Source organism: Endozoicomonas sp. ALD040 (genome assembly GCF_049275945.1).
Classification (GTDB): Bacteria; Pseudomonadota; Gammaproteobacteria; order Pseudomonadales; family Endozoicomonadaceae; genus Endozoicomonas_A.
This window is the reverse complement of sequence record NZ_CP184829.1, coordinates 3,394,895-3,414,151: the sequence shown is the minus strand read 5'-3', so window position 1 is coordinate 3,414,151 and position 19,257 is coordinate 3,394,895. Positions and strand designations below refer to the sequence as shown.

Below are 19,257 nucleotides of genomic sequence, written 5' to 3'. Positions count from 1 at the left end.
GGGACCGATCAAAACAAAACCAGAAAGGAGGTTCAGCTAATCTTTCGAAGCTCTCCCAGTTTGCCATCGGACCCATAGGAGATTTCGAAAGTACCATGAACCCCTTCACGAGTGACAAACTTGAGAAGGACATCGTAGGGAATGCTCATGCTAAAGCCCTCCCGGGTACTGACCTGGACACGGTTTTTCTTGCCTTGGTAATACTGCAGGACCTGTTCTGAATTCAAACTGACAGAGAAGGTAGCCTTATTCATTCTGGACTCCATTCCGCGTGTTCAAGCAAATTATGATATCGGCCGCAGGGGGCCTGTGGCCAGTAACGAGATTTGTATCATTTTAGCAAAATCAGCACACACACGAACAAGCCCGGTCATTAAAAATAACCAGGCTTATTACCTCAACTCTAACAGTCAGAGTTTACTGATTAGGCGGAGGCGCCATCAAACCTTCAGGCATTTCCATGTTGTTGGGCACCTGCATCTGCTGCATGACTTGGTTGATAGAATCCCTGATGCTGGCAATCATCGCTTTGTAGCCTTCATCAAAGCCACGATAAAAAGCCTGCTCGGTAGGCTTAACATCATCACCTTCCTGCTTGTAGATAGCAGACTGTTTGCCTTCAGGGTTTTCGCCACTGAAGAAGGCTTCCATGGAAGTGGGAACGGTCAGAGCGACACGACCACCAGCCATATAACCGTCAATGAAGCGCTCTCTCAGAAACGGGTTTTCACTGCTGCCGATACTGGCAGAACGATAGGCATCGTCGGCCTCACACCAGCGATCTTTGTATTCACTGGCTTTATCTTCATCACGGCAGTTGTATTCCAGAACACCCAGCTCTGCAACCACTCGCTGATAGCCTTCGCGGTAACCCGCTTCATCAGGCTTTTCAGTCTTTCCTTCCAGAGCCTCTCGAGAGACCTGACTGGTTTCCGCTCGACGGGCATCGTTGATACCCTGACGGTAACCTTTCAGATAATTGCCAAAGTTGGCAACATTACCAGCCATTGGGCTCTGATCAAAAGCTCCACGTGCCTCACACCATGTCTGCTTGAGCGCATCAGTGGTATCAACAGTGGTGCAATCATAGGCTTCTTCTTCGGCAACCGGACGGGCAGGCTCACCGGTTGAAGGAGCCACCTTCGGACAATCCCGCTTCTCCGAACAGCCCTGAAGCAGTGACAGTAATAAAACAACAGGTACGATACCTGCAAACATTAACCTACGCATTCGACTCTCCTTCCCGAGGGGTAATTGTAATTTCCAACATAAAAACCATTGACCATCAAGATTGCCATGATTTGAATCCGACAGGGACCTGGCAAAATTCTGCCTTATTAATATCATTAGACGGAGCTGGTTAAATATAGTTCAGAAAAATTGTTATTTTTCTTTTTTAGTCCCTGTGGATATATCCGGTGTTGAATGAGCCTCAGGCTCTTTTAGCTGGCACAATGTCGGCCAGTCAGAGCTTTGCACAGAAGCTACCAACTGACCCCATTGCTCAAGAGAACAGGTTTTCCCACAGGACAGAGCCAGAGGCTCGTCATTTAGTGAAACCTGAACAGTTCTGTTTGAGGCCGAGAAGCGCAGGGTTAACATACTGGTATAGGGAACATTAGACTCTGCGGGGCTCCCCAGAGCCGTCATCAGGGTCAGTATGTTGCTGTCACTGACAGACAACAGATAGAAGTATTCACAGGTGGTTTTGCCACTTTCAAGACAGCTCTGATAATGCTGATAACGCTGGTCAATCGCCTTCACAAGATACTGGCTGGCCAGCTGGACTATACGGCTGTCTTTGCCCATTTGAGGCATAAACCAGTCAATCAGACCCTCCAGCTGCTGCTCATCCCGGGGGGTCAGAAACTCTGGCAGAGGAAGATTATGCAGTTTTCTGATATGCAATGCGTCGGCAAGGCTCATCATGGCATGGAGTGTTGGCCTGTGCCCTGACTCTTTGGCCCAGAGCCTGATCCTGTCGAGCCCCATTTCTTCTGCCTTCTTTTGCCACAGAGGACTCTTTTGCAGACCGCCAATCAGGGCTTTGTAGCCAGTGCAGGCTTGAGTAAATCCGAGAAAATAATCGTCTCGCAGAGGGTAAGCATAAACCGGTGGAACAGCCGCAAACTCATTGCCTGAGCCTGTTTTGAGACTGTCGGGGTAAATAGCCTGAAGCATGGTGGTGGCGCACTGGATGGTTCTGTCCAGGCCACGGGCCTGATGATAACTGAGATCCGGATTCCAGCGGGAAGGAAAATCAGTCGGAAGTTGTGTCTGCCTGAAATGCTTACCCGCTTCATAACACTGCTTGAAGCCAATGTCTGTCATCTCACCGGGTCCCATGGGCCAGAGTTCGGGATTTAAAGGGTACCTTGGACTTCGATCTCCATGTCGCACCAGTGTGACAATGAAGTCATGAGAGTCGCGGTGATTGTCATTGTCGTCAGGCTCTGACTGAGCATGAGCCGTCATTAAAAAACACAATATACCCCAGACCAGAAGACACTCTTTCATTCTTTTATTCCTGATTAATTAAAGAATCAGACAACAGAGCATAGAAAGAAAAGTAACAATTGTTCAGAAAATGCGTCTGGATAGACAAACAATTTCGAGCTTTCAGACTCCCAGTGCATGTTTGATCAACATATCTTTGGCAAAAGGCAGACTATTCGTCCACTTCAGTCCGGTGTTCCTCAGCCAGCGAAGACCGATATCGTCAGCGGCAAAGAGGTTCTGTAAACCCTCCATGGACTTCATCATCAACAAATTACTGCCCATTCTTCTGCGCTCATACCGATTCAGGATATGACTGCCAGAAAAGTCATCGCCACGCTCAATAGCACGAATGATTTCTTCAGAGAGAACCTCCACATCCTGCAGCCCAAGGTTCACACCCTGACCCGCCAAAGGATGAATGGTATGGGCTGCGTCACCTGCCAGCACAATTCTATTCCGGTGATATTGGCGGGCGTGTCGCTGCCTGAGAGGAAAGCGAAAACGGGGATCGACTGAAAGCACCTTCCCGAGCCTGGATTCAAAAGCGCATTCTACAGCCTGACAAAAAGCCTCATCATCCAGGGACAGGACTTCGTCGGCGCCATCGGGAACCAGCGACCAAACGATGGAGCAGAAGTGTTTTTCTCCCCGGCTGGGCATGGGCAGAAACGCCAGAGGCCCGGAGGCCAGAAAGACCTGCCAGGCGGTGTCCTGATGATATTTCTCTGTTTCTACGGTGGTGACCACCGCATGATGGAGACAGTCTTTCTGACTGGAAGGAATGCCCGAAAGTTTCCTCAGGCGCGACTCGGCCCCATCGGTAGCCACCAGCAGACGAGCTTCTATCTTTTCATTGTCCAGTTGAACCTGATGGGGCTCTCCCAGCTGATAGGCAATGGTTGACTGGTTGGGGAAGCATTCAACCCCCGTCTTAGCCAACTGCTCCAGCAGCGCATTGCGAACCACATCGTTTTCAACAATATTTCCAAGCGTCTTAAAACCTGCTGACCTGGCATCAAAGGCAATCTCACCCGTTCCTTCACTGTCCCAGACATACATATGCTGATAGGGCATTGCACGCTGTGAGGTCATAGCTTCCCAGGCTCCCAGTCGCTGGAATAACCGGGAAGAAGCTTCGGTCAGGGCACTGACTCTCGGTGCATAGGGACTGTCAGGAGAGAATACCTGAGCCGAAAGCGACTGTTGATCGACCAGGGCTATTTTCAGGTCTGTTTTTGACAGCGACAGGGCCAGAGATACCCCAACCATGCCACCACCGGCAATCACCAGATCAAATGATTTCAACCGAGATCTCCTGCTGATACTGTTTTTTCAGCTCAAGGCTGTATTTCCGCTAAAGGCTGTATTTCTGCTAAAGGCTCTGGCAATTAAAAGCCCATGGCCTTTCTGGCAAACCGACCTTTTAATCCCCGGCTCATATCCAGACAGCTTAACCCCAGGTTCCTGGCCAGAATCACCGGCAGCTCCTGTCGGGAAAACAATTTCACCAGACCGTCACAGAAGTCCAGAGTCATCCTCTGATCGATTCTCTGCTCATCGACGTACTGAAGCAAGCGGGACAGATTGCCCGGGGCCATACCCTGTCTGAGTGATTCAGCGATATTCCCGGCCAGAGCCATTGTATCCCTGATGGCCAGGTTATAACCCTGGCCTGCGACAGGATGCATAGCGTGAGCCGCATTGCCCAGAACAACCAGACCAGGTCTGACTTGCTCACGGGCAACACTGAGAGCCAGAGGATAGCTTTCACGCACACCAACTTTGATAAACTCACCAGCACGATAACCAAACTTTTCTTGTAAAGTGATCAGGAAAGTCTCGTCATCCATAGACATTTTGTCGTCAATTTCGTCAGACGGCACTGTCCAGACCAGTGCTGAACGATCTCCAGAGAGAGGAAGCAGAGCCATGGGTCCCCTTCCGGCAAAGCGTTCATAGGCTATGCCATTGTGAGGCTTATTCAGGGAAACGTTAGCAATCAGTGCATGCTGCTGGTAGTCATACTGCTTGCGTGAAATACCCAGTTTTGCCATCAAACGGGAACGACCACCATCGGCAAGGACCACAAGCGACGCCATTTTCTCAAAAGATTCACCCCCTTGATTGATAACCACTTTCGTTTCTGAGTCAGGCAGTGGCTGTAAAGATTGAACCTGTGCCGGACTCAGGACGTCTACCTGCCCCTGATCGCGATAAGCTTTCAGCTTTTTGAGCAGCACTTCACCCAGCCGATGGTTTTCAACCACATACCCCAGTGCAGGTACATTTTCTTTCTGATGATTAAGGTGGGTGGCACCAAAATGCCCTCTGTCAGAGACCTGAATATCCAGAATAGGCATGGCAAACGGATCAAGATCGGGCCAGATGCCAAGTTCACCATAGATCAGCCGAGTGCCATAAGAGAGTGCCGAGGCCCTGGCATCATAGCCCGGTGGAGACTTGGGCAGAGCGTCAGGGGAAGTATCCCGCGCTTCGTCAATAGAATGCGTTTCAACCAGCGCTACCTTCAGCCCATGTTCATCGATCGCAGACGCCAGAGCACACAGCAGACTGGCACCCACCAGCCCACCACCAATGATCAGGACATCGTACTTCCCGGTCATCTCTCTCTCCTTTCAACCATGAAAACACTCATCACTTAAGAGGACAACGGTAGCCTTTTTGGTTATCAGTGAATGGTTTTTGTATTACGCTTTGCCGATTTTTCCTGAGACGCCACCTCAGAAAAAATGGTTAAAAGACTCATCCGAACATACTCACTGACGTCTATGAACAAACGTTCAGACTCATCACTGCCATCCGCTTCAGGCCGGATCTGGGCAATTTCCGAGAAATCTCCCAGAACCCCTTCCACTTCCTGACTCAGAGACTGACCGCCAATCACTTCGCCGAAACCGAACAGAAACCCCTGACACCAAAAGCCCAGTGCTTCGGTTCTTTGCTCCAGGGCTTCATCGTCATCTGGCAGAAGCAGAGCAATGGAAAAGTCTGATTGATCAAGCTTTTGCAAGGTTCCCTGATACATGCGCATCAGGAGTTCCTGAAAGCGGCTGTCCAGCTCCTGATCATCCAGTAAACCGGACACCTGGCGGAACCAGGCTTCCACGCCGGGCTGACTGCCTGCAGCAAAGGTACCACAGAGAATGCCATGCAGTTCAGAAGGATGACTTTCACCGCCCAACTCAACCAGACGATCAGCCAGCTCATCAAAGGCGACAAGGTCACGAGCCGCATCATTATTTGTCATTACAATTACCCTGAAAGCCTTACTGGAATGAGCCCGTTGATCACATAACAACCGATCAATAACCGCGTGGATTGAAAAACCGGCAGGAAACCGGATCCCAGTGGCTTTATGAAAAACCCGATGGTCTGTGAGTGTACCAGATTTATCGGTTGGGCAAATCGCAAAGGCATTGTTCTGTCTACTGACAGCCGCTATAGTAGATCCAATAGCTCGGTCCCGGAACCTATGAACGACCACGAACTCACAACTCTGAACCAGAAAATCGATGACCTGGTAGCCATCAGCCTGAAACTGAAAAAAGAGAACCGGCTACTGCGCGCCAAGGAACAAACCTGGCAGGCAGAACGCGCGCAGCTGATGGAGAAGAATGATGTCGCACGCAGCAAGGTCGAGGCCATGATCAACCGCTTGCGCACTCTGGAGCATGAATCCTGATGGACAGTTCATCCACTACCACCGTCAATATCCTGGACAAAGAATACCTGGTCAGTTGTCCCAAACAGGAAGAAACCAATCTTCATCAGGCAGCCCGACACTTAAATGAACAAATGAAGCAGATCCGTGCGGGTGGCGTGATAGGTGCAGAGCGTATTGCAGTCATGGCGGCACTTAACATCAGTTACGAACTGCTACAGAGCAGGCAGCAAAGCCTGACCGACAATTCCGATGCTCAGGAACAGATCAAACAGATGCTTGGTAAGCTGGATCAGGCGCTCATGTTGATCGAAAGCTAAAACCCCTGACCGCTCTGGCCTGATGGTTCAATGTTGGCAAAAAACCAATTGAGCTATCAGTCAAAAGATCAATAGCAAAAAAAACCTACAGACTTACACGGCATAACCGATATAATTCCGGTCAAGTCTCCCTGGCCTGTTTGCCAGTCATTAAAGACCCGGGCTGATAATACCATACCGGGGATTCCTCGATGATGCTGGAGCGCATGTCCACCTTGCAGTGGAAAGCCCGATTCATCACAGCAATCCCCACCGTTGCTTTAACGGCGACGGGCTTATGTGACAGCGGCAGCTTGGGGAGACTTACTATCATGTTGTGTTTGACAACTTGCCCTCCCCTCACCAATTGCTATCCTCAAACCTCAAACAGTACGGTGTCCCCAAATCGAGGCAGAACGATGGAAAGTTTATACAACACTGACTATCACCAGTGGTTAAGACAACAGCGGGAACTCCTCATTCAAGGTCAATTGGATCAATTGGATATTGAAAACCTGATTGAGGAGTTAGAGTTGGGTATTAATCAAAACCTGGATACATTAGAGTCACACCTGATGATCCTGATTACTCACTTATTAAAATGGGATTATCAGGAAAAAGTATTACAAGATCCATGGGTGGACGAATGCGTGAAACATACCTGGATGCCCAGCATTAGAAACCCAAGGGCGAAAATTCGACAATTGATTGAAAAGCATTCTAATCTAAAACCCCAGATAGATCGTGTTTTGGCTAAGGCTTATTCCATCGGTAAGCAAGATGCCATTGATGAAATGAATGAATACGCTCGCCATGATCACCAAAGGCTCAATCAAAGCAGTTTTCCTGAAGTCTGCCCTTGGAGTTTTGAGCAGGTGATGGATAAATCTTGGCCGGTTTCTAAACACAGCCCCTGAAAGCCAGCCAACAATAAATTGCAGTATGAAGAGTCGCAACCCCTGGTGATTAATGCCTCAATTCAGCGATTCGACTTTTCCATTGAACTGAGTTGGAAAACTCTGAAAGCATGCCTTGCACAAGAAGGCATCACTGCCAATACCCCCAGAGAATGTATGCAGCTGGCGTACGCCGCCCACTGGTTCGATGACGAAAAAGCGTGGCTGAGTATGTTGAAGGACCGCAACCTGACTTCCCACACCTACAAAGAAGACCTGGCACTAGAAATATATCGTCGTTTACCCGGTCATTATCAGGCGATGAAGGCCTTGCATGTTTTTCCGACTAACCACTTTCGCTCCTGATCGAATGAATTGTCTCCGCACTGCGGAGACAATTGTGCAGACACTGTCTGCCCAATGCTTCAGTCCCATTTTTGACATCCTCCCCGCCGTGAAGAGGGTGTCGCAAAACTCTAACAACTCGTTCCCACGCTCTGCGTGGGAATGCATACATCCCCTGAAAAGCGGACTCTGCAGCGCGAGATGGGTATGGGTTCCCACGCTGGAGCATGGGAACCAGAGTTTTGCGACACCCTCTGAACGACGGGGATTCCTTCGGCTAGACGGTCATCCCCGTCCTCAAAGTACGGGGTTTTACGCTCATTCGATAATTTAAAATATTCTATGAGAAATAGCATAGTTAACTTCTGATAACAGTGCACCAACTGACCTGATAGTTTCGTTCGTTTTAACCAGCTTACGGTTGTAGTGATTTTGCATCCACAAGTTAGAATGGATCCTGCCTCTGGCATCATCTACGCGCTGTCTTGCACTATTGTCTCCAGTCAAAGCTAAATGAGTCATATTTAAAGCACCATCAACACTATTAAGTACCATTTGACCCTGACAAAAACTGGCCGATGCTGAGACGCTCGCAGCTTCTCGTTCTAACTTATTCATTCTGATAACAAGTTCATCTTGAAGTTGAAGAAGCATAGAGGCGTCGTAGTGATTTTTATAAAGGGTTTTCGCCAGATTGAGACGAGTTCTATTTTCAAGATCATCAACACCCAATTTATTATTAAGCTGAGTTGCGGCTCTGAATCCATCTTTGATAGTCTTTACATTGCCGTAAGGTTTAGTAGCAGCATCTATAGCCTGTTTCAGAATACCATTTTCAAGTTTACTCTTAATTTGGTGCGCACGAGTTTCATTAAATCTCATACCCGGTGTAACCAACCGTTTAAATGCGTCAGCAACTGCACCAACCATACGGCTAAAAATATTTTTCCTACCTGTTTCGGCTGTGACATTGACATTAACAAATCTGCCTTTAACGTTACTTTCGTGGACATAAACAGTGTAAGCTCTTTCTGCTTCCTCAGAGTAAAAGGTTACTTTTTCACCTCTAAACTCACCAGCTTCGTTAATTAGTGTTTCATCAGCCATGCTATTTTTCCATGACTTGATGTGAAAGGTATTTGCTAGTGGACATCCCTGTATATTCATACGAATTACCTCCGTGGCAGTTAATATTTTTTAAAAGATATAGAAAATTCACCCTGACTATAATGACAACTCAGTTAGCAACACTGACAATTGTTGGAAACAGCCGGGGTCATAAGGAAATTGGTGTCATTTATTTTTCCGCTCATTCAACTCTGGTCTTTTTCAACTCGTTCCCTCGCTCTGAGGGTGTCGCAAAATTTCAACAGCTCGTTCTCACGCTCTGAAGTCGTCATTCCCGCGAAGGCGGGAATCCAGCGCCAACGGTGGATCTCTGCCTTCTCGGGGATGACAAGGCCAGGGGAGCACCGGGCAGTATGGTTCTGGTGGTGAGTCAGTGTGGATTCCCACCTTCGCGGGAATGACGAGAATGAAATCGGGAATGACGAGAATGAAGTTGGGAATGACGAGAATGAAGTTGGGAATGACGGGGGTGAAGGCGGGAACCAGAGTTTTGCGACACCCTCCCAATGAGGTAATCCAGTCGACATCTTTAGCTTTAGCAGAAAACTTATCCGTCAAGGCATATATCTCTGAAGACTTGTCATAGGAACAAAGTTCCCGAATAGCATGGGCTAAACGCGGGGGAAGATTGTGGTCAATGAAGTATTTCGCCATTAGCAATCCTTTGTTCAAAAGATACTGCTGCCATGACGGCTGACACATCAATCTTGTAGGGTATTCAGCTGAATGAAAGAAACGCAACTCACAAAAAAAGCCGATCCACTGTGACCGGCTTTCCAAGAAAACGTGTTCCAGAATAAATCAGGACTTTTGTTTTGGCTTTACGTACAGCACCAGGTTGTGGTCAACAATCTCGTAGCCGTGCTTATCAGCAATCTCTTTTTGACGACGCTCAATATCTTCATCGATAAACTCGATGATCTCACCGCTTTCCATACAGACCATATGATCGTGATGCTCACCTCTGGCCAGCTCGAACACCGAGTGCCCGCTGTCAAAGTTGTGCCTGATCACCAGACCGGCCCCTTCAAACTGGGTCAGCACCCGGTAGACGGTAGCCAGACCGACATCTTCTTCTGCTCCGAGGAGTGCCTTGTAGACATCCTCCGCACTCATATGAAGGCCCTGAGAGCTTTCAAGAATCTGAAGGATTTTGACACGAGGCAGCGTGACCTTCAGACCCGCTTTGCGCAACTCTTGATTTTCCAACACGTTTCCCTAACCTTTAGCATTTAGCAGGTAATCCCTGCTATTATCACACTTTTAAACCGAACATTCATTTTCGAAGAAGATAGTGGAAGTCTGAAACCGATGCAAAAACGTCCAGCCCTGACCACCGTTGTTCTCAGTGCCGCTGCTCTTCTGGCTGGGTGTGCCAGTTCAACAGACAGTGGCTCCAAACTCATCAGCTTCCCCGGTGTTTACAAGGTCGACATCCAGCAGGGTAATGTCATTACCCAGGAAATGGTCGATCAACTTCGTCCGGGAATGACCCGTAACCAGGTCCAGTATGTTATGGGCACCCCTCTTATGGAAGACGCCTTCAACCGGGACCGCTGGGATTATATTTCCAGTCTTCAGCCTGGCGGCGAACAGCGCACCCAGCAAACCCTGACTATCTTCTTCAAGGACGACAAACTTACCTCTATTGAAGGAGACTTTCGTCCCGGTGCTGGTAAAACACCTTAAGACAGCTTTGTTGACTGGAAGAGCAGCTCACCCTCAGGATGCAGCTGCCTCTTTCTTGAGCTTCGCTGTCTCCGCACGCTTCTTGCGCACTTCTTTCGGATCAGCTATCAATGGTCGATAAATTTCTATCCGGTCACCTTCTTTCACTGCCTGATCGGCAGGTCTGATAACCGCTTTGCCAAAGATACCCAGTTTAACAGAGTCCCAATCAATCTCAGAAAAAATCGACTTCATCCCGGATTGTCTGGCAGCATCAAGTACTGAAGTACCTTCTTTAACATCTACAGTCAGGATTCGGTAATCATCCGGCTTGGCGTAAGCCACTTCAACGCTTACTCTGGAATCTTCCCCCGGCTCCGACCGGTTATTGTTTTCAGCCATAAAGCTGCTCCGCTCTTTGACAGAAGGCGTCAACCATTTTATTCATTGCCTTATTGAACACTGCACCGACTGTAGCTCTGAGCACCGGGTTGGATATTTCGAAATCCAGCTCCAGAGATACCTTGCAGCCTTCATTGCCCAACGGTTTGAATGTCCAGAGCCCATTCAGCTTTGAAAAAGGCCCCTTCAGCAATGACATTTCAATAGATCGATTTTCCACCATTCGGTTCCTTGTGGAAAACTCATAACCCAGACTCCCTTTTGACAGTTCAAGAGCGGCTTCCAGCACTTCCCCTTCCTGCTTCAGTATTCTGGCCCCTGAACACCAGGGTAGAAACTCAGGATAACCTTCAACATCAGCCACCAGCGGATACATTTTTTCTACTGGCTGCATGATCAGGGCTGAACGGGAAACTCTTGGCATGACACACTGCAAATTTACAAAACAAGGGCCCGCGAGCATACCATATTGTCAAAGTTTTTGCTTTCAGGACTCTGCAGGAAGGACAGTGTAACTGAGCATCGGAAGGTGTGGGAGGAGCGTAGCCCCATAGCTACGCTCTGCGTCGATTATGATTTAAAAAGGCTTCAAATCATTTCAGCGCTGTGTACAGAATCAGAGCTACCGCTACGGGCACAATGATACGAACGGCAATGCGCCATACATTGAACAGACCAACGCTCATAGCCAGTTCGTTAGACATAACAGAACGCTTAATAATCCAGCCAGCAAAGATCGCTGTCAAAGCACCACCGAGAGGCAACAGGAAAACGTCGGTCATGTAACCCGCTAGGTCAAAGATAGTCTTGTCGAAGAACTTGACGTCGGCCCAGATGTTAAAGGAGAACACAGAGCCCAGACCAACCAGCCAGATAGCACCGCCAATCAACCAGGTCGCCAGTACACGATTGATAGCGAAGCGCTCAGTCACCCAGGACAGAGAAGGCTCAATCAGGGAGATGGCTGAACTCAGGGCAGCGATACCTACCAGCGTGAAGAATATGAAGCCCAGAATCGATCCGCCAGTGATATTAGCGAAGGCAGAGGTCAGGGAAACAAACAGCAGGCCGGGGCCGGCAGAAGGCTCAAGACCATGAGCGTAAACAATCGGGAATACGATCAGACCAGATATGATGGCCATGAGGGTATCCAGGAATGCAACATTCAGAGCTGTACGCGGAATAGAGTTATTAGCAGGCATGTAGGCACCGTACGCCATCAGGGCACACATACCCAGACTCAGGGTAAAGAAGGCCTGACCCATTGCCGCCGCAACCGCTTCGCCGGTAATCTTGCTGAAATCCACATCGAACATGAAGTGGAAACCACGCATAAATTCACCGGTGGCCAGAATACTGTAGCCCAACATGGCAAACAACAGGACGAACAGCGTTGGCATCATAACCTGAAGACCTTTTTCCAGACCTTTATGAACACCACGAGCGGTTATCAGAACAGTGATAACCATAAACAGGGTGTGCCACAGAATCTGTCTTGGCGCCGAGGCCGTCAGAGCTTCAAACTCACCGCCAATCTGATCAGCTGACATACCATTGAAGACACCTGTCAACAGATCCCAGGCGTATGACAGCGCCCAGCCGGCTACTACGCTGTAGAAGGTCAGAATGATGAAGCCGGTGACCATCCCCATCCAGCCAATCACTTCCCAGCCACGAAAGACACCTGCGTCGCTGGTCAGTTTACGCATGGCATTCAGGGGGCTCAGGCGGGTTGAACGACCAATGGCCGTTTCAGCCATCAGCAAAGGAATACCTACCAGAGCGATACAAAGCAGATAAACCAGAACAAAGGCACCACCGCCGTACTGACCGGCAATGTATGGGAATTTCCAGATATTCCCCAGACCAATGGCAGAGCCGGCCGCAGCCAGCATAAATGTCCAACGGTTGTTCCAGGTTTTGCGCGAGGTTGTCGGGTTTTGTCCTGACATGAGACTCCTCAATGATATACAGCAAAATTCTTATCGAGTGAAACCTTCATGCAGAGTGCTGCAAGGATAATTCAAACAACACTGCATTTAATTGCAAGCCGCCCGGGCTATTCAGTCTGGAATCAGACAGTCAGGAAAAGGAGCTCAAACGACAACCAGCTTGAAGAAGAGAGTAGAGTCATTACTTACAGCCAGGGGCACAAATAACAGCCCACTCAACACCGGATAAAGCAGCTACCATAAAGCTTTCACTGGAGCATGAGGGCGACGCTGAGCATTGTATCGGTTTAATTTCTCACCTCAACCACTTTTTCCTACAATCACCACAAAAAAAGAAATATCCTCCAAAATAATTTACAGCCCAGAATATTTAACCTAAACAATGTAAATTCCGGACAAATACGAAAAATCGTCAGGAACTTGAATAAGTAAGAGTCATAAGCAACGACTGGTTTTATACTCTATCCACGTTATAATCCGCGCATGGCTAAAAGATCGAAAAAAAGCGGTAAAGGCGACTCCTCCATTGTCGTCAACAAAAAGGCCCGTCATGACTACCACATAGATGAGTCATTTGAAGCGGGACTGTCACTGGCAGGCTGGGAAGTCAAAAGCCTTCGCATGGGCAAAGTACAGCTGGTAGACAGCTACGTTCTGCTCAAAGATGGCGAAGCCTGGTTGATTGGTGCCCAGATCACTCCATTGGATACGGCATCCACCCATGTGGTGGCAGATCCTCTGCGCGACCGCAAACTGTTGTTGCACAGAAGAGAGCTAGCCAAGATGTTCTCGGAAACTCAACAGAAAGGTCATACCTGTATCGCTACCAAGCTCTACTGGAAAGGCCATCTGGTCAAATGTCAGGTAGCCCTTGCCCGAGGCAAGAAAGAGTTCGACAAGCGAGCCGCCACCAAAGAGCGCGAGTGGAATATTGAAAAGCAGCGGGTTATGCATCGGGGGTGAAAGGTTAAACTTTTCAGAATCACACAGCAGGTTCAGCTAAGCAGAGAAGAAAAGGTTGCTCCCGGAGGCCCCGGGAGCAGAAAGCTTCAGTTCGGACTGATCTCCGGCGGCCTGTCACCTGCACCTGTGTTAGGTGGAGGTGGTGGCGGCACCGTGGTGTCAACAGCCACTTCTGTTTGTTCCGCTTCAATTTCCGTCTGTTCCGCTTCTTCTGTTGTGCCCTCAGTTTCCGCCAGTGCCTGCTCACAGTTTGCGGCGGCCTGACCAATCGCGCCCTGCAAAGCAGCATTGCCTGCTGAGGCGGTCATCAACGCAGCGACCATCGATTCTTTGTTCTGTTCAGAAACCTGACAAGCTGGAATATAGACAATCGGCTTCATCTGATCCGGAAATTCAGCAACCGCAGCCACCACCAGTGAAGCCAGCAAGTCTGGCTGATCCTGCAACTTTGCGGTAGCCCCTGAAATTAGCGCTTCAATGGATTGGTCATCATTTTCCATGGCCTTGGCCAGTGCCTGCTCGACGGGCATGGTCGTCAGATCTTGCGCGAGGTCGGCCCGGACACTACCCGAGAGGGCCGCCATCATCAGCGCAGTGGATGCAAATATGAGTTTTGGTTTCATCGTTGTTCCGGTTACGGTTCCCTGGACATGCACCTTTTATACAGCAACTGTCGCATCCATGTATAGGCAGGGACTGCGAGAAATTATATTGGCAGACCTCAACCAATACAAACTGGCAAAAGTCTTAAAGTGTCTTTTAAACAGAGCCTCTTAAACAGTGCCTGTTAATTAGCAGTAATAGACATTAATATACGGGCTTATCCAGATGTACGTCGTTTATATTACACCAGCCGTTCCAGTTTAAGGTAGAGACAGTTAGCATGAAGGGAATAAAGCAGCTCAGCACAGCAAGTCTGCTGGCTATGTATGGCACGAATGCGATGGCTGCCGTTGAGGATGCAGGCCATATCAATCTGGGTCCTGTGGAAATGGTACCGGTAGTCAGTGCCGGTATCGGCTACGACGACAATGTTTACCGTAAAGGTGAAGGCGAACTGGCGGATAAAGGCTCTACAGTTTACAAGTTGAACGCCGAAGCGCAGTTCCGAGCCCAAACCGGTCTCAACACCTACGCGGCAACCCTGGCAGCCCGTAACACCAATTTTTCCAGTCAGTCCGACGCCAGTTATACCGACGTTGGTGTTAAGGGAGATATCCACCAGGAATTTACCAGCCGCCACAGGCTGGATGCCGGATTTGACCTTGGCCGCTATCACGATGCTGGCTCTACTGTTAATGATGTCACCGATAAGTCCGCACCGGAATATAATCGCACCCAGGGCAGCCTGAAATACGGCTTTGGCGCCCAGGAGGCGATAATGCGTGCCGACCTGTTTGGCAGCTACAACAAACAGAATTACAGAGCGGGTGGCGAAGACAAAAAGACTACTGAATATGGTGCCACCGGCTATTACCAGTTCATGCCCAAGACCAGTGCCCTGATAGAAATCAAGGAGCGCAAGCTGGACTACACCGAGGAACAGAATGCTGCTTACGATATCACCAGCTATCTCGTAGGTCTCAGCTGGGATGCCACCGCCAAAAGCAGTGGTTACGCCAAACTGGGTCGCCGTTACCGGAGTGCCACTGGCATAGAACGCCAGGATTATACTGGCTGGGAATTGGGTGTAAGCTATCTACCGGTAGACCGCTCTCTGATTCAGCTGAGCACCACCCGGGACTACGGTCTGGAATCGGATGACCCGGCCAGTGCGGACTTTACCAAAGGCACCACAACCCGACTCACCTGGGAGCACCAGTGGACCGGAAAAATCAACACCCGAGCCAGCTACAGTTATTCCGACGAATCGATTCAAGACGGCACCGGCATCACCGAGAAAGAGCGCAAGGTAAACCAGCTGGGTCTGGCGGTAGACTGGAACATCAAACATAACATTCTACTCTCTGCCTCCTGGCAGCATGTCAGCCGCGATGAAACCGACAAAAACGGCTTTACCGGTGCTGAAGATTACAAGCGGAGCTACTATATGCTCACAGGTACTTTAGCTCTTTAAAGCACTACCGCTGCTCACTTTCAGTTGCCCGTGTTAGCATCAATCTGTCTTTTTTTCGGTTCTTTCAAGGGTTGATCTATTTTTAGAACCGATTCATTAACACATGCAAATAAGAAAATGATGCTCAACCTGTTTTCGGGTAACCCCCAGTAAACAGGTTGAGCAAGTGCAATATTTTGCTAGCAGGAAGAACGTCTTGTTATTTGCCGAACATTTCTGCAGCTTTATCTGGGTTTTGGTCAGCCAACCTCTGAAAGCCCCTATTTTCAGAAGGCGGGAAGCGTTTAGCATGTTATGTTATTATGTTTGCTTTTTTATTCAGGACTTTTTTCAATCTATCGCCTCAAATAAACCTCAGCCTTTTCAGGAGATTTCAATAGGGTACAAGCAATGATTTCCAGACAATACCTAACCAACCCACTGCGGCAGCTGACGACTTTAGTCGTTTTACTATCAATCATGGTCTTCAGTAGTGGCCTGCTGGCTGCCAACCCCATGAGCCTCTCTCGCTACAAACTGGGTGCAGGGGATGAAATCATGATCTCCGTTTACGGTGAAGAAGGGATGGAGAAAGAAATAATCCTGACGGATGCGGGCAGTATTTCCTATCCGTTCCTTGGGGAGTTTCGCGCCAAAGGTCTCACCCTGGGTCAGCTACAAAGGCTGATAACGGAAAAACTGAAAGACGGCTACTTCATTGACCCTCGGGTTAGCGTCTCCATGGTGAAATACCGCAAGTTTTTTGTCACCGGTGAAGTCAAGGAACCGGGAGGGTTTCCCTTTGAACCGGGGCTGACCCTGGAAAAAGCTATCGCTCTGGCGGGTGGTTTTACTCAGCGGGCTTCCAAAAAAGGCATTATCGTCACACGCGATGAAAATGGCAGTGAGAAAGAAAAGGAACTGTCGCTTAATGGTTCGGTTCTGCCCGGTGATATTATCGTTGTCAGCGAAAGCTTCTTCTAGGAGGTTGAACGAGAATAGAGTCCGAAAAATAGAAGACTATTCTCGTGCAACATCTCAGAAAACCGGCAGCTAACCAGACTCTTTTTCAGTAACCACGAAGGCACGAGGTTTTTCTTTTAAAAATAATTTCCTCAGTGACTCCATGGCAAAAAATATGTACCCGATATGAACACAGAAACCCGAAAGGCATCATCGCCACCCGAAGCCTCTGCAAAAACAAGACTGCCCCGGGACGAAGAGATTATCGACCTTCGCCAGATTTTCCATGTGCTCAACAGTCACCGCTGGGCGATTGTCGGTTTTACCGCTGCGGTCACCCTGGTGGCGATATTTGTGGTGTTCTCCATGACACCCATCTACCAGGCCACCGCTACCCTGCAAATCGAGCAGGAGCAGGCCAAAGTCCTGTCCATTGAAGAGGTCTACGGCATTGATGGTGGAACCGACAGCTACCTCAACACCCAGTTTGAGGTGCTGAAATCCCGTGGCGTACTGGAAAAGGTAGTCAACAAGCTTGATTTGCTGAACAACCCGGAGTTTAACGGTCGACTGAAAGAAGCCCCCTGGTATGCAGGCATGCTGGACTGGCGCAGCTGGTTCGGACTGAAAGAGCCGAAAGCACCGGAAGATCCGGGCATGATCATGCGCGATACCATCAATGCACTGTCAGCCAGTGTCTCCATTGAGCCCGTGCGAAAAACCCAGATTGTAAAAATCCATGCCCAATCCGAAACCCCGCAACTGGCGGCAAAAATCGCCAACGCCATTGCCAACGCCTATATCGAAGCCTACATGGAATCAAAGTTGGCCCTGACCCTGAACGCCACTGACTGGATGCAGGGCAGAATGGGTGAACTTTCCGAAAAGCTAAGAGTGGCAGAACAGGAGTTACAGGACTACCGTGAACAGGAGAACCTGATTGAGCTGGAAGGAGTCCTGAACGCTTCCAGTGACGAACTCAAGGCGCTAACCAATGCCCTGGTGGAAGTGCGCCGCAAGCTGGCGGTATCTGAGAACATCTATAGACAGATCTCTACCGGTGAAACGCGCAAAGGCGACAATGCATCCCTGCAGGCGGTGCTTAGACACCCGCTGATTCAAAATCTGAAGCAGGAGAAATCAAAAGTTCAACGACAGGTAACGGATCTGTCCCGCCGTTACGGCCCAAAACATCCTGATATGATTTCGGCAAGGTCTGAACTGAAAAGTATTCAGGACAACCTTAATCTCCAGATTCGCACCATCGTCGAAGGGGTAGAGCGAGAATACGAAATCGACAAGGCCAATGAACGCAGCCTGACTGCGGCGGTAGAAGCGCTGAAAAAACGCATTCAGGCGACCAACCGCAAAGAATTCCGCCTGCGAGCTCTGGAGCGTGAAGTACAGACCAATAAAGACCTGTACGACGCCTTCTTCACACGGATTCAGGAAACCTCCGCTACCAGCGACCTGCAAACCGCCAATGCCCGAATAGTGGATCAAGCCTTTGTGCCGAACTCGCCGATCAAACCGAAGAAAAAGCTGATTATTGCCGTGGCCGCATTGATGGGTTTGTTGATCTCCTGCGGTATCGCCTTCCTGCTGGAAATGCTGAACAACACTGTTCGTACGACGAAAGACGTTGAAGAGAAGCTAAACCTGCCGGTAATGGGGGTATTGCCAAAACTCACCGATAAAGCCCTGCTGGACCGTGTGTTCAACCTATTTACCGACAAGAAGCAGGCTTCATTCGGGGAGGCGGTGCGCACCATCCGTACAAGCGTCAACCTGACAGCAATGGACGAGAAACACCGACTGTTTGGTGTCACCTCAACGGTGCCCGGTGAGGGCAAATCATCGGTGGCCTCCAACCTGGCGCTGGCTCTTGGGCAGCTGGGCAAAACCCTCCTGATTGACTGTGACTTACGTCGCCCGGTGGTGGGTAAAAACTTCCATATCAAAGGGGGTTCTGCCGGGCTGGCCAACTTAATGGCCGGTACCGCCAAAGTGTCCGATGCGGTGCATAAACTGGAAGAGATTGATGTGATTCCCTGCGGCATGGTACCTCCGAACCCACAAGAACTGCTGGCTTCTGATCGACTGGCAAGCCTGCTGACCAAACTGAGGGAGCATTACGACTACATCGTACTGGACTGCCCACCGGTGCAGAACGTCAGCGATGTATTGATGGTCTCCCGCCATTGTGACGGGCTGGTCTATGTAGTGGAAGCCGGCCGTATGCAGGCCAATGCCGTCAACGCGGCGGTTGGCCGACTGCTGCAGGCCGGGGCTCCGGTTACCGGAGCGGTGCTGAACAAGATTAACCCGAAAGCCAAAGATCCTTACGGTTATAACCAGCGGTATTACGACACAACTGGTTACTACTCCGGAGCCTCCTGATCTC

Annotated in this window: 22 protein-coding genes and 1 other RNA gene; 10 read left to right on the top strand and 13 right to left on the bottom strand. The window is 49.5% G+C overall.

Annotated features, from left to right (window positions below):
* Positions 1-32: 32 nt before the first annotated feature.
* From ACOJUN_RS12665 to ACOJUN_RS12640, 6 genes are all read right to left on the bottom strand, one after another.
* Entirely contained in the window at positions 33-254 is a 222-nt protein-coding gene (locus ACOJUN_RS12665) for a DUF2835 family protein (protein WP_317143377.1), read from the bottom strand.
* Positions 255-417: 163 nt separating this feature from the next.
* Positions 418-1,230 carry a hypothetical protein gene (locus ACOJUN_RS12660; protein ID WP_422136956.1) on the bottom strand — a complete coding sequence of 271 codons (813 nt, stop codon included), beginning with the start codon at positions 1,228-1,230 and terminating at the stop codon, positions 418-420.
* Between the two features lie 153 nt (positions 1,231-1,383).
* Positions 1,384-2,517: a hypothetical protein gene (locus ACOJUN_RS12655; RefSeq protein ID WP_422136955.1), complete on the bottom strand. Its 1,134-nt coding sequence runs from the start codon at positions 2,515-2,517 to the stop codon at positions 1,384-1,386.
* Positions 2,518-2,619: 102 nt separating this feature from the next.
* Positions 2,620-3,804 carry an FAD-dependent monooxygenase gene (locus ACOJUN_RS12650; RefSeq protein WP_422136954.1) on the bottom strand — a complete coding sequence of 395 codons (1,185 nt, stop codon included), beginning with the start codon at positions 3,802-3,804 and terminating at the stop codon, positions 2,620-2,622.
* A gap of 83 nt (positions 3,805-3,887) precedes the next feature.
* Positions 3,888-5,123, bottom strand: a complete 1,236-nt coding sequence (ubiH, locus tag ACOJUN_RS12645; protein ID WP_422136953.1) for a 2-octaprenyl-6-methoxyphenyl hydroxylase — start codon at positions 5,121-5,123, stop codon at positions 3,888-3,890.
* A 65-nt stretch (positions 5,124-5,188) separates the two neighbouring features.
* Complete coding sequence (locus ACOJUN_RS12640) at positions 5,189-5,767, bottom strand: UPF0149 family protein (RefSeq protein ID WP_422136952.1); 579 nt, start codon at positions 5,765-5,767, stop codon at positions 5,189-5,191.
* A gap of 108 nt (positions 5,768-5,875) precedes the next feature.
* Here ACOJUN_RS12640 and ACOJUN_RS12635 point away from each other — a divergent pair, with 108 nt between their 5' ends.
* From ACOJUN_RS12635 to ACOJUN_RS12615, 5 genes are all read left to right on the top strand, one after another.
* On the top strand, positions 5,876-6,202 hold the full coding sequence (locus ACOJUN_RS12635) for a TIGR02449 family protein (protein WP_422136951.1): 327 nt from the start codon (positions 5,876-5,878) through the stop codon (positions 6,200-6,202).
* The gene (locus ACOJUN_RS12630; RefSeq protein ID WP_422136950.1) at positions 6,202-6,501 is read left to right on the top strand and encodes a cell division protein ZapA; all 300 of its coding nucleotides are present in this window, start codon (positions 6,202-6,204) and stop codon (positions 6,499-6,501) included. The genes ACOJUN_RS12635 and ACOJUN_RS12630 overlap by 1 nt, the downstream gene beginning before the upstream one ends.
* Positions 6,502-6,626: 125 nt before the next feature.
* A non-coding RNA gene (gene ssrS, locus ACOJUN_RS12625) (6S RNA) lies at positions 6,627-6,805 on the top strand.
* Between the two features lie 94 nt (positions 6,806-6,899).
* Positions 6,900-7,397 carry a DUF29 domain-containing protein gene (locus ACOJUN_RS12620; protein ID WP_317143385.1) on the top strand — a complete coding sequence of 166 codons (498 nt, stop codon included), beginning with the start codon at positions 6,900-6,902 and terminating at the stop codon, positions 7,395-7,397.
* Positions 7,398-7,415: 18 nt separating this feature from the next.
* Positions 7,416-7,742 carry an HI0074 family nucleotidyltransferase substrate-binding subunit gene (locus ACOJUN_RS12615; RefSeq protein WP_422136949.1) on the top strand — a complete coding sequence of 109 codons (327 nt, stop codon included), beginning with the start codon at positions 7,416-7,418 and terminating at the stop codon, positions 7,740-7,742.
* Positions 7,743-8,051: 309 nt separating this feature from the next.
* Here ACOJUN_RS12615 and ACOJUN_RS12610 read toward each other — a convergent pair whose 3' ends face one another.
* The 3 genes from ACOJUN_RS12610 to fur all read right to left on the bottom strand — a co-directional run bounded on the left by ACOJUN_RS12610 (position 8,052) and on the right by fur (position 10,058).
* Positions 8,052-8,828 carry a hypothetical protein gene (locus tag ACOJUN_RS12610; protein ID WP_422136948.1) on the bottom strand — a complete coding sequence of 259 codons (777 nt, stop codon included), beginning with the start codon at positions 8,826-8,828 and terminating at the stop codon, positions 8,052-8,054.
* Positions 8,829-9,101: 273 nt separating this feature from the next.
* Complete coding sequence (locus ACOJUN_RS12605; protein ID WP_422136947.1) at positions 9,102-9,503, bottom strand: hypothetical protein; 402 nt, start codon at positions 9,501-9,503, stop codon at positions 9,102-9,104.
* A 147-nt stretch (positions 9,504-9,650) separates the two neighbouring features.
* The gene (gene fur / locus ACOJUN_RS12600) at positions 9,651-10,058 is read right to left on the bottom strand and encodes a ferric iron uptake transcriptional regulator (protein WP_422137071.1); all 408 of its coding nucleotides are present in this window, start codon (positions 10,056-10,058) and stop codon (positions 9,651-9,653) included.
* A gap of 102 nt (positions 10,059-10,160) precedes the next feature.
* On the opposite strand from fur, the gene ACOJUN_RS12595 reads away from it, so the two are divergent.
* The gene (locus tag ACOJUN_RS12595; RefSeq protein WP_317143396.1) at positions 10,161-10,538 is read left to right on the top strand and encodes an outer membrane protein assembly factor BamE; all 378 of its coding nucleotides are present in this window, start codon (positions 10,161-10,163) and stop codon (positions 10,536-10,538) included.
* 33 nt (positions 10,539-10,571) lie between these two features.
* On the opposite strand, the gene ACOJUN_RS12590 is transcribed toward ACOJUN_RS12595, so the two are convergent.
* The 3 genes from ACOJUN_RS12590 to ACOJUN_RS12580 all read right to left on the bottom strand — a co-directional run bounded on the left by ACOJUN_RS12590 (position 10,572) and on the right by ACOJUN_RS12580 (position 12,871).
* Positions 10,572-10,919 (bottom strand): RnfH family protein, encoded by a 348-nt coding sequence (locus ACOJUN_RS12590; protein ID WP_422136946.1) that lies wholly within the window; start codon positions 10,917-10,919, stop codon positions 10,572-10,574.
* On the bottom strand, positions 10,912-11,343 hold the full coding sequence (locus ACOJUN_RS12585; RefSeq protein WP_422136945.1) for a type II toxin-antitoxin system RatA family toxin: 432 nt from the start codon (positions 11,341-11,343) through the stop codon (positions 10,912-10,914). The genes ACOJUN_RS12590 and ACOJUN_RS12585 overlap by 8 nt, the downstream gene beginning before the upstream one ends.
* A gap of 169 nt (positions 11,344-11,512) precedes the next feature.
* Complete coding sequence (locus ACOJUN_RS12580; RefSeq protein WP_422136944.1) at positions 11,513-12,871, bottom strand: sodium-dependent transporter; 1,359 nt, start codon at positions 12,869-12,871, stop codon at positions 11,513-11,515.
* Between the two features lie 483 nt (positions 12,872-13,354).
* On the opposite strand from ACOJUN_RS12580, the gene smpB reads away from it, so the two are divergent.
* Positions 13,355-13,834: an SsrA-binding protein SmpB gene (gene smpB, locus ACOJUN_RS12575; protein ID WP_422136943.1), complete on the top strand. Its 480-nt coding sequence runs from the start codon at positions 13,355-13,357 to the stop codon at positions 13,832-13,834.
* An 86-nt stretch (positions 13,835-13,920) separates the two neighbouring features.
* Here the strand turns inward: smpB and ACOJUN_RS12570 are convergent, their stop codons facing one another.
* Positions 13,921-14,457 (bottom strand): hypothetical protein, encoded by a 537-nt coding sequence (locus ACOJUN_RS12570; protein ID WP_422136942.1) that lies wholly within the window; start codon positions 14,455-14,457, stop codon positions 13,921-13,923.
* Positions 14,458-14,717: 260 nt separating this feature from the next.
* Here ACOJUN_RS12570 and ACOJUN_RS12565 point away from each other — a divergent pair, with 260 nt between their 5' ends.
* From ACOJUN_RS12565 to ACOJUN_RS12555, 3 genes are all read left to right on the top strand, one after another.
* Entirely contained in the window at positions 14,718-15,911 is a 1,194-nt protein-coding gene (locus tag ACOJUN_RS12565) for a hypothetical protein (protein ID WP_422136941.1), read from the top strand.
* 390 nt (positions 15,912-16,301) lie between these two features.
* Complete coding sequence (locus ACOJUN_RS12560; RefSeq protein ID WP_422136939.1) at positions 16,302-16,874, top strand: polysaccharide biosynthesis/export family protein; 573 nt, start codon at positions 16,302-16,304, stop codon at positions 16,872-16,874.
* 165 nt (positions 16,875-17,039) lie between these two features.
* Complete coding sequence (locus ACOJUN_RS12555) at positions 17,040-19,253, top strand: GumC family protein (protein ID WP_422136938.1); 2,214 nt, start codon at positions 17,040-17,042, stop codon at positions 19,251-19,253.
* The last annotated feature ends 4 nt before the right edge of the window (positions 19,254-19,257 follow it).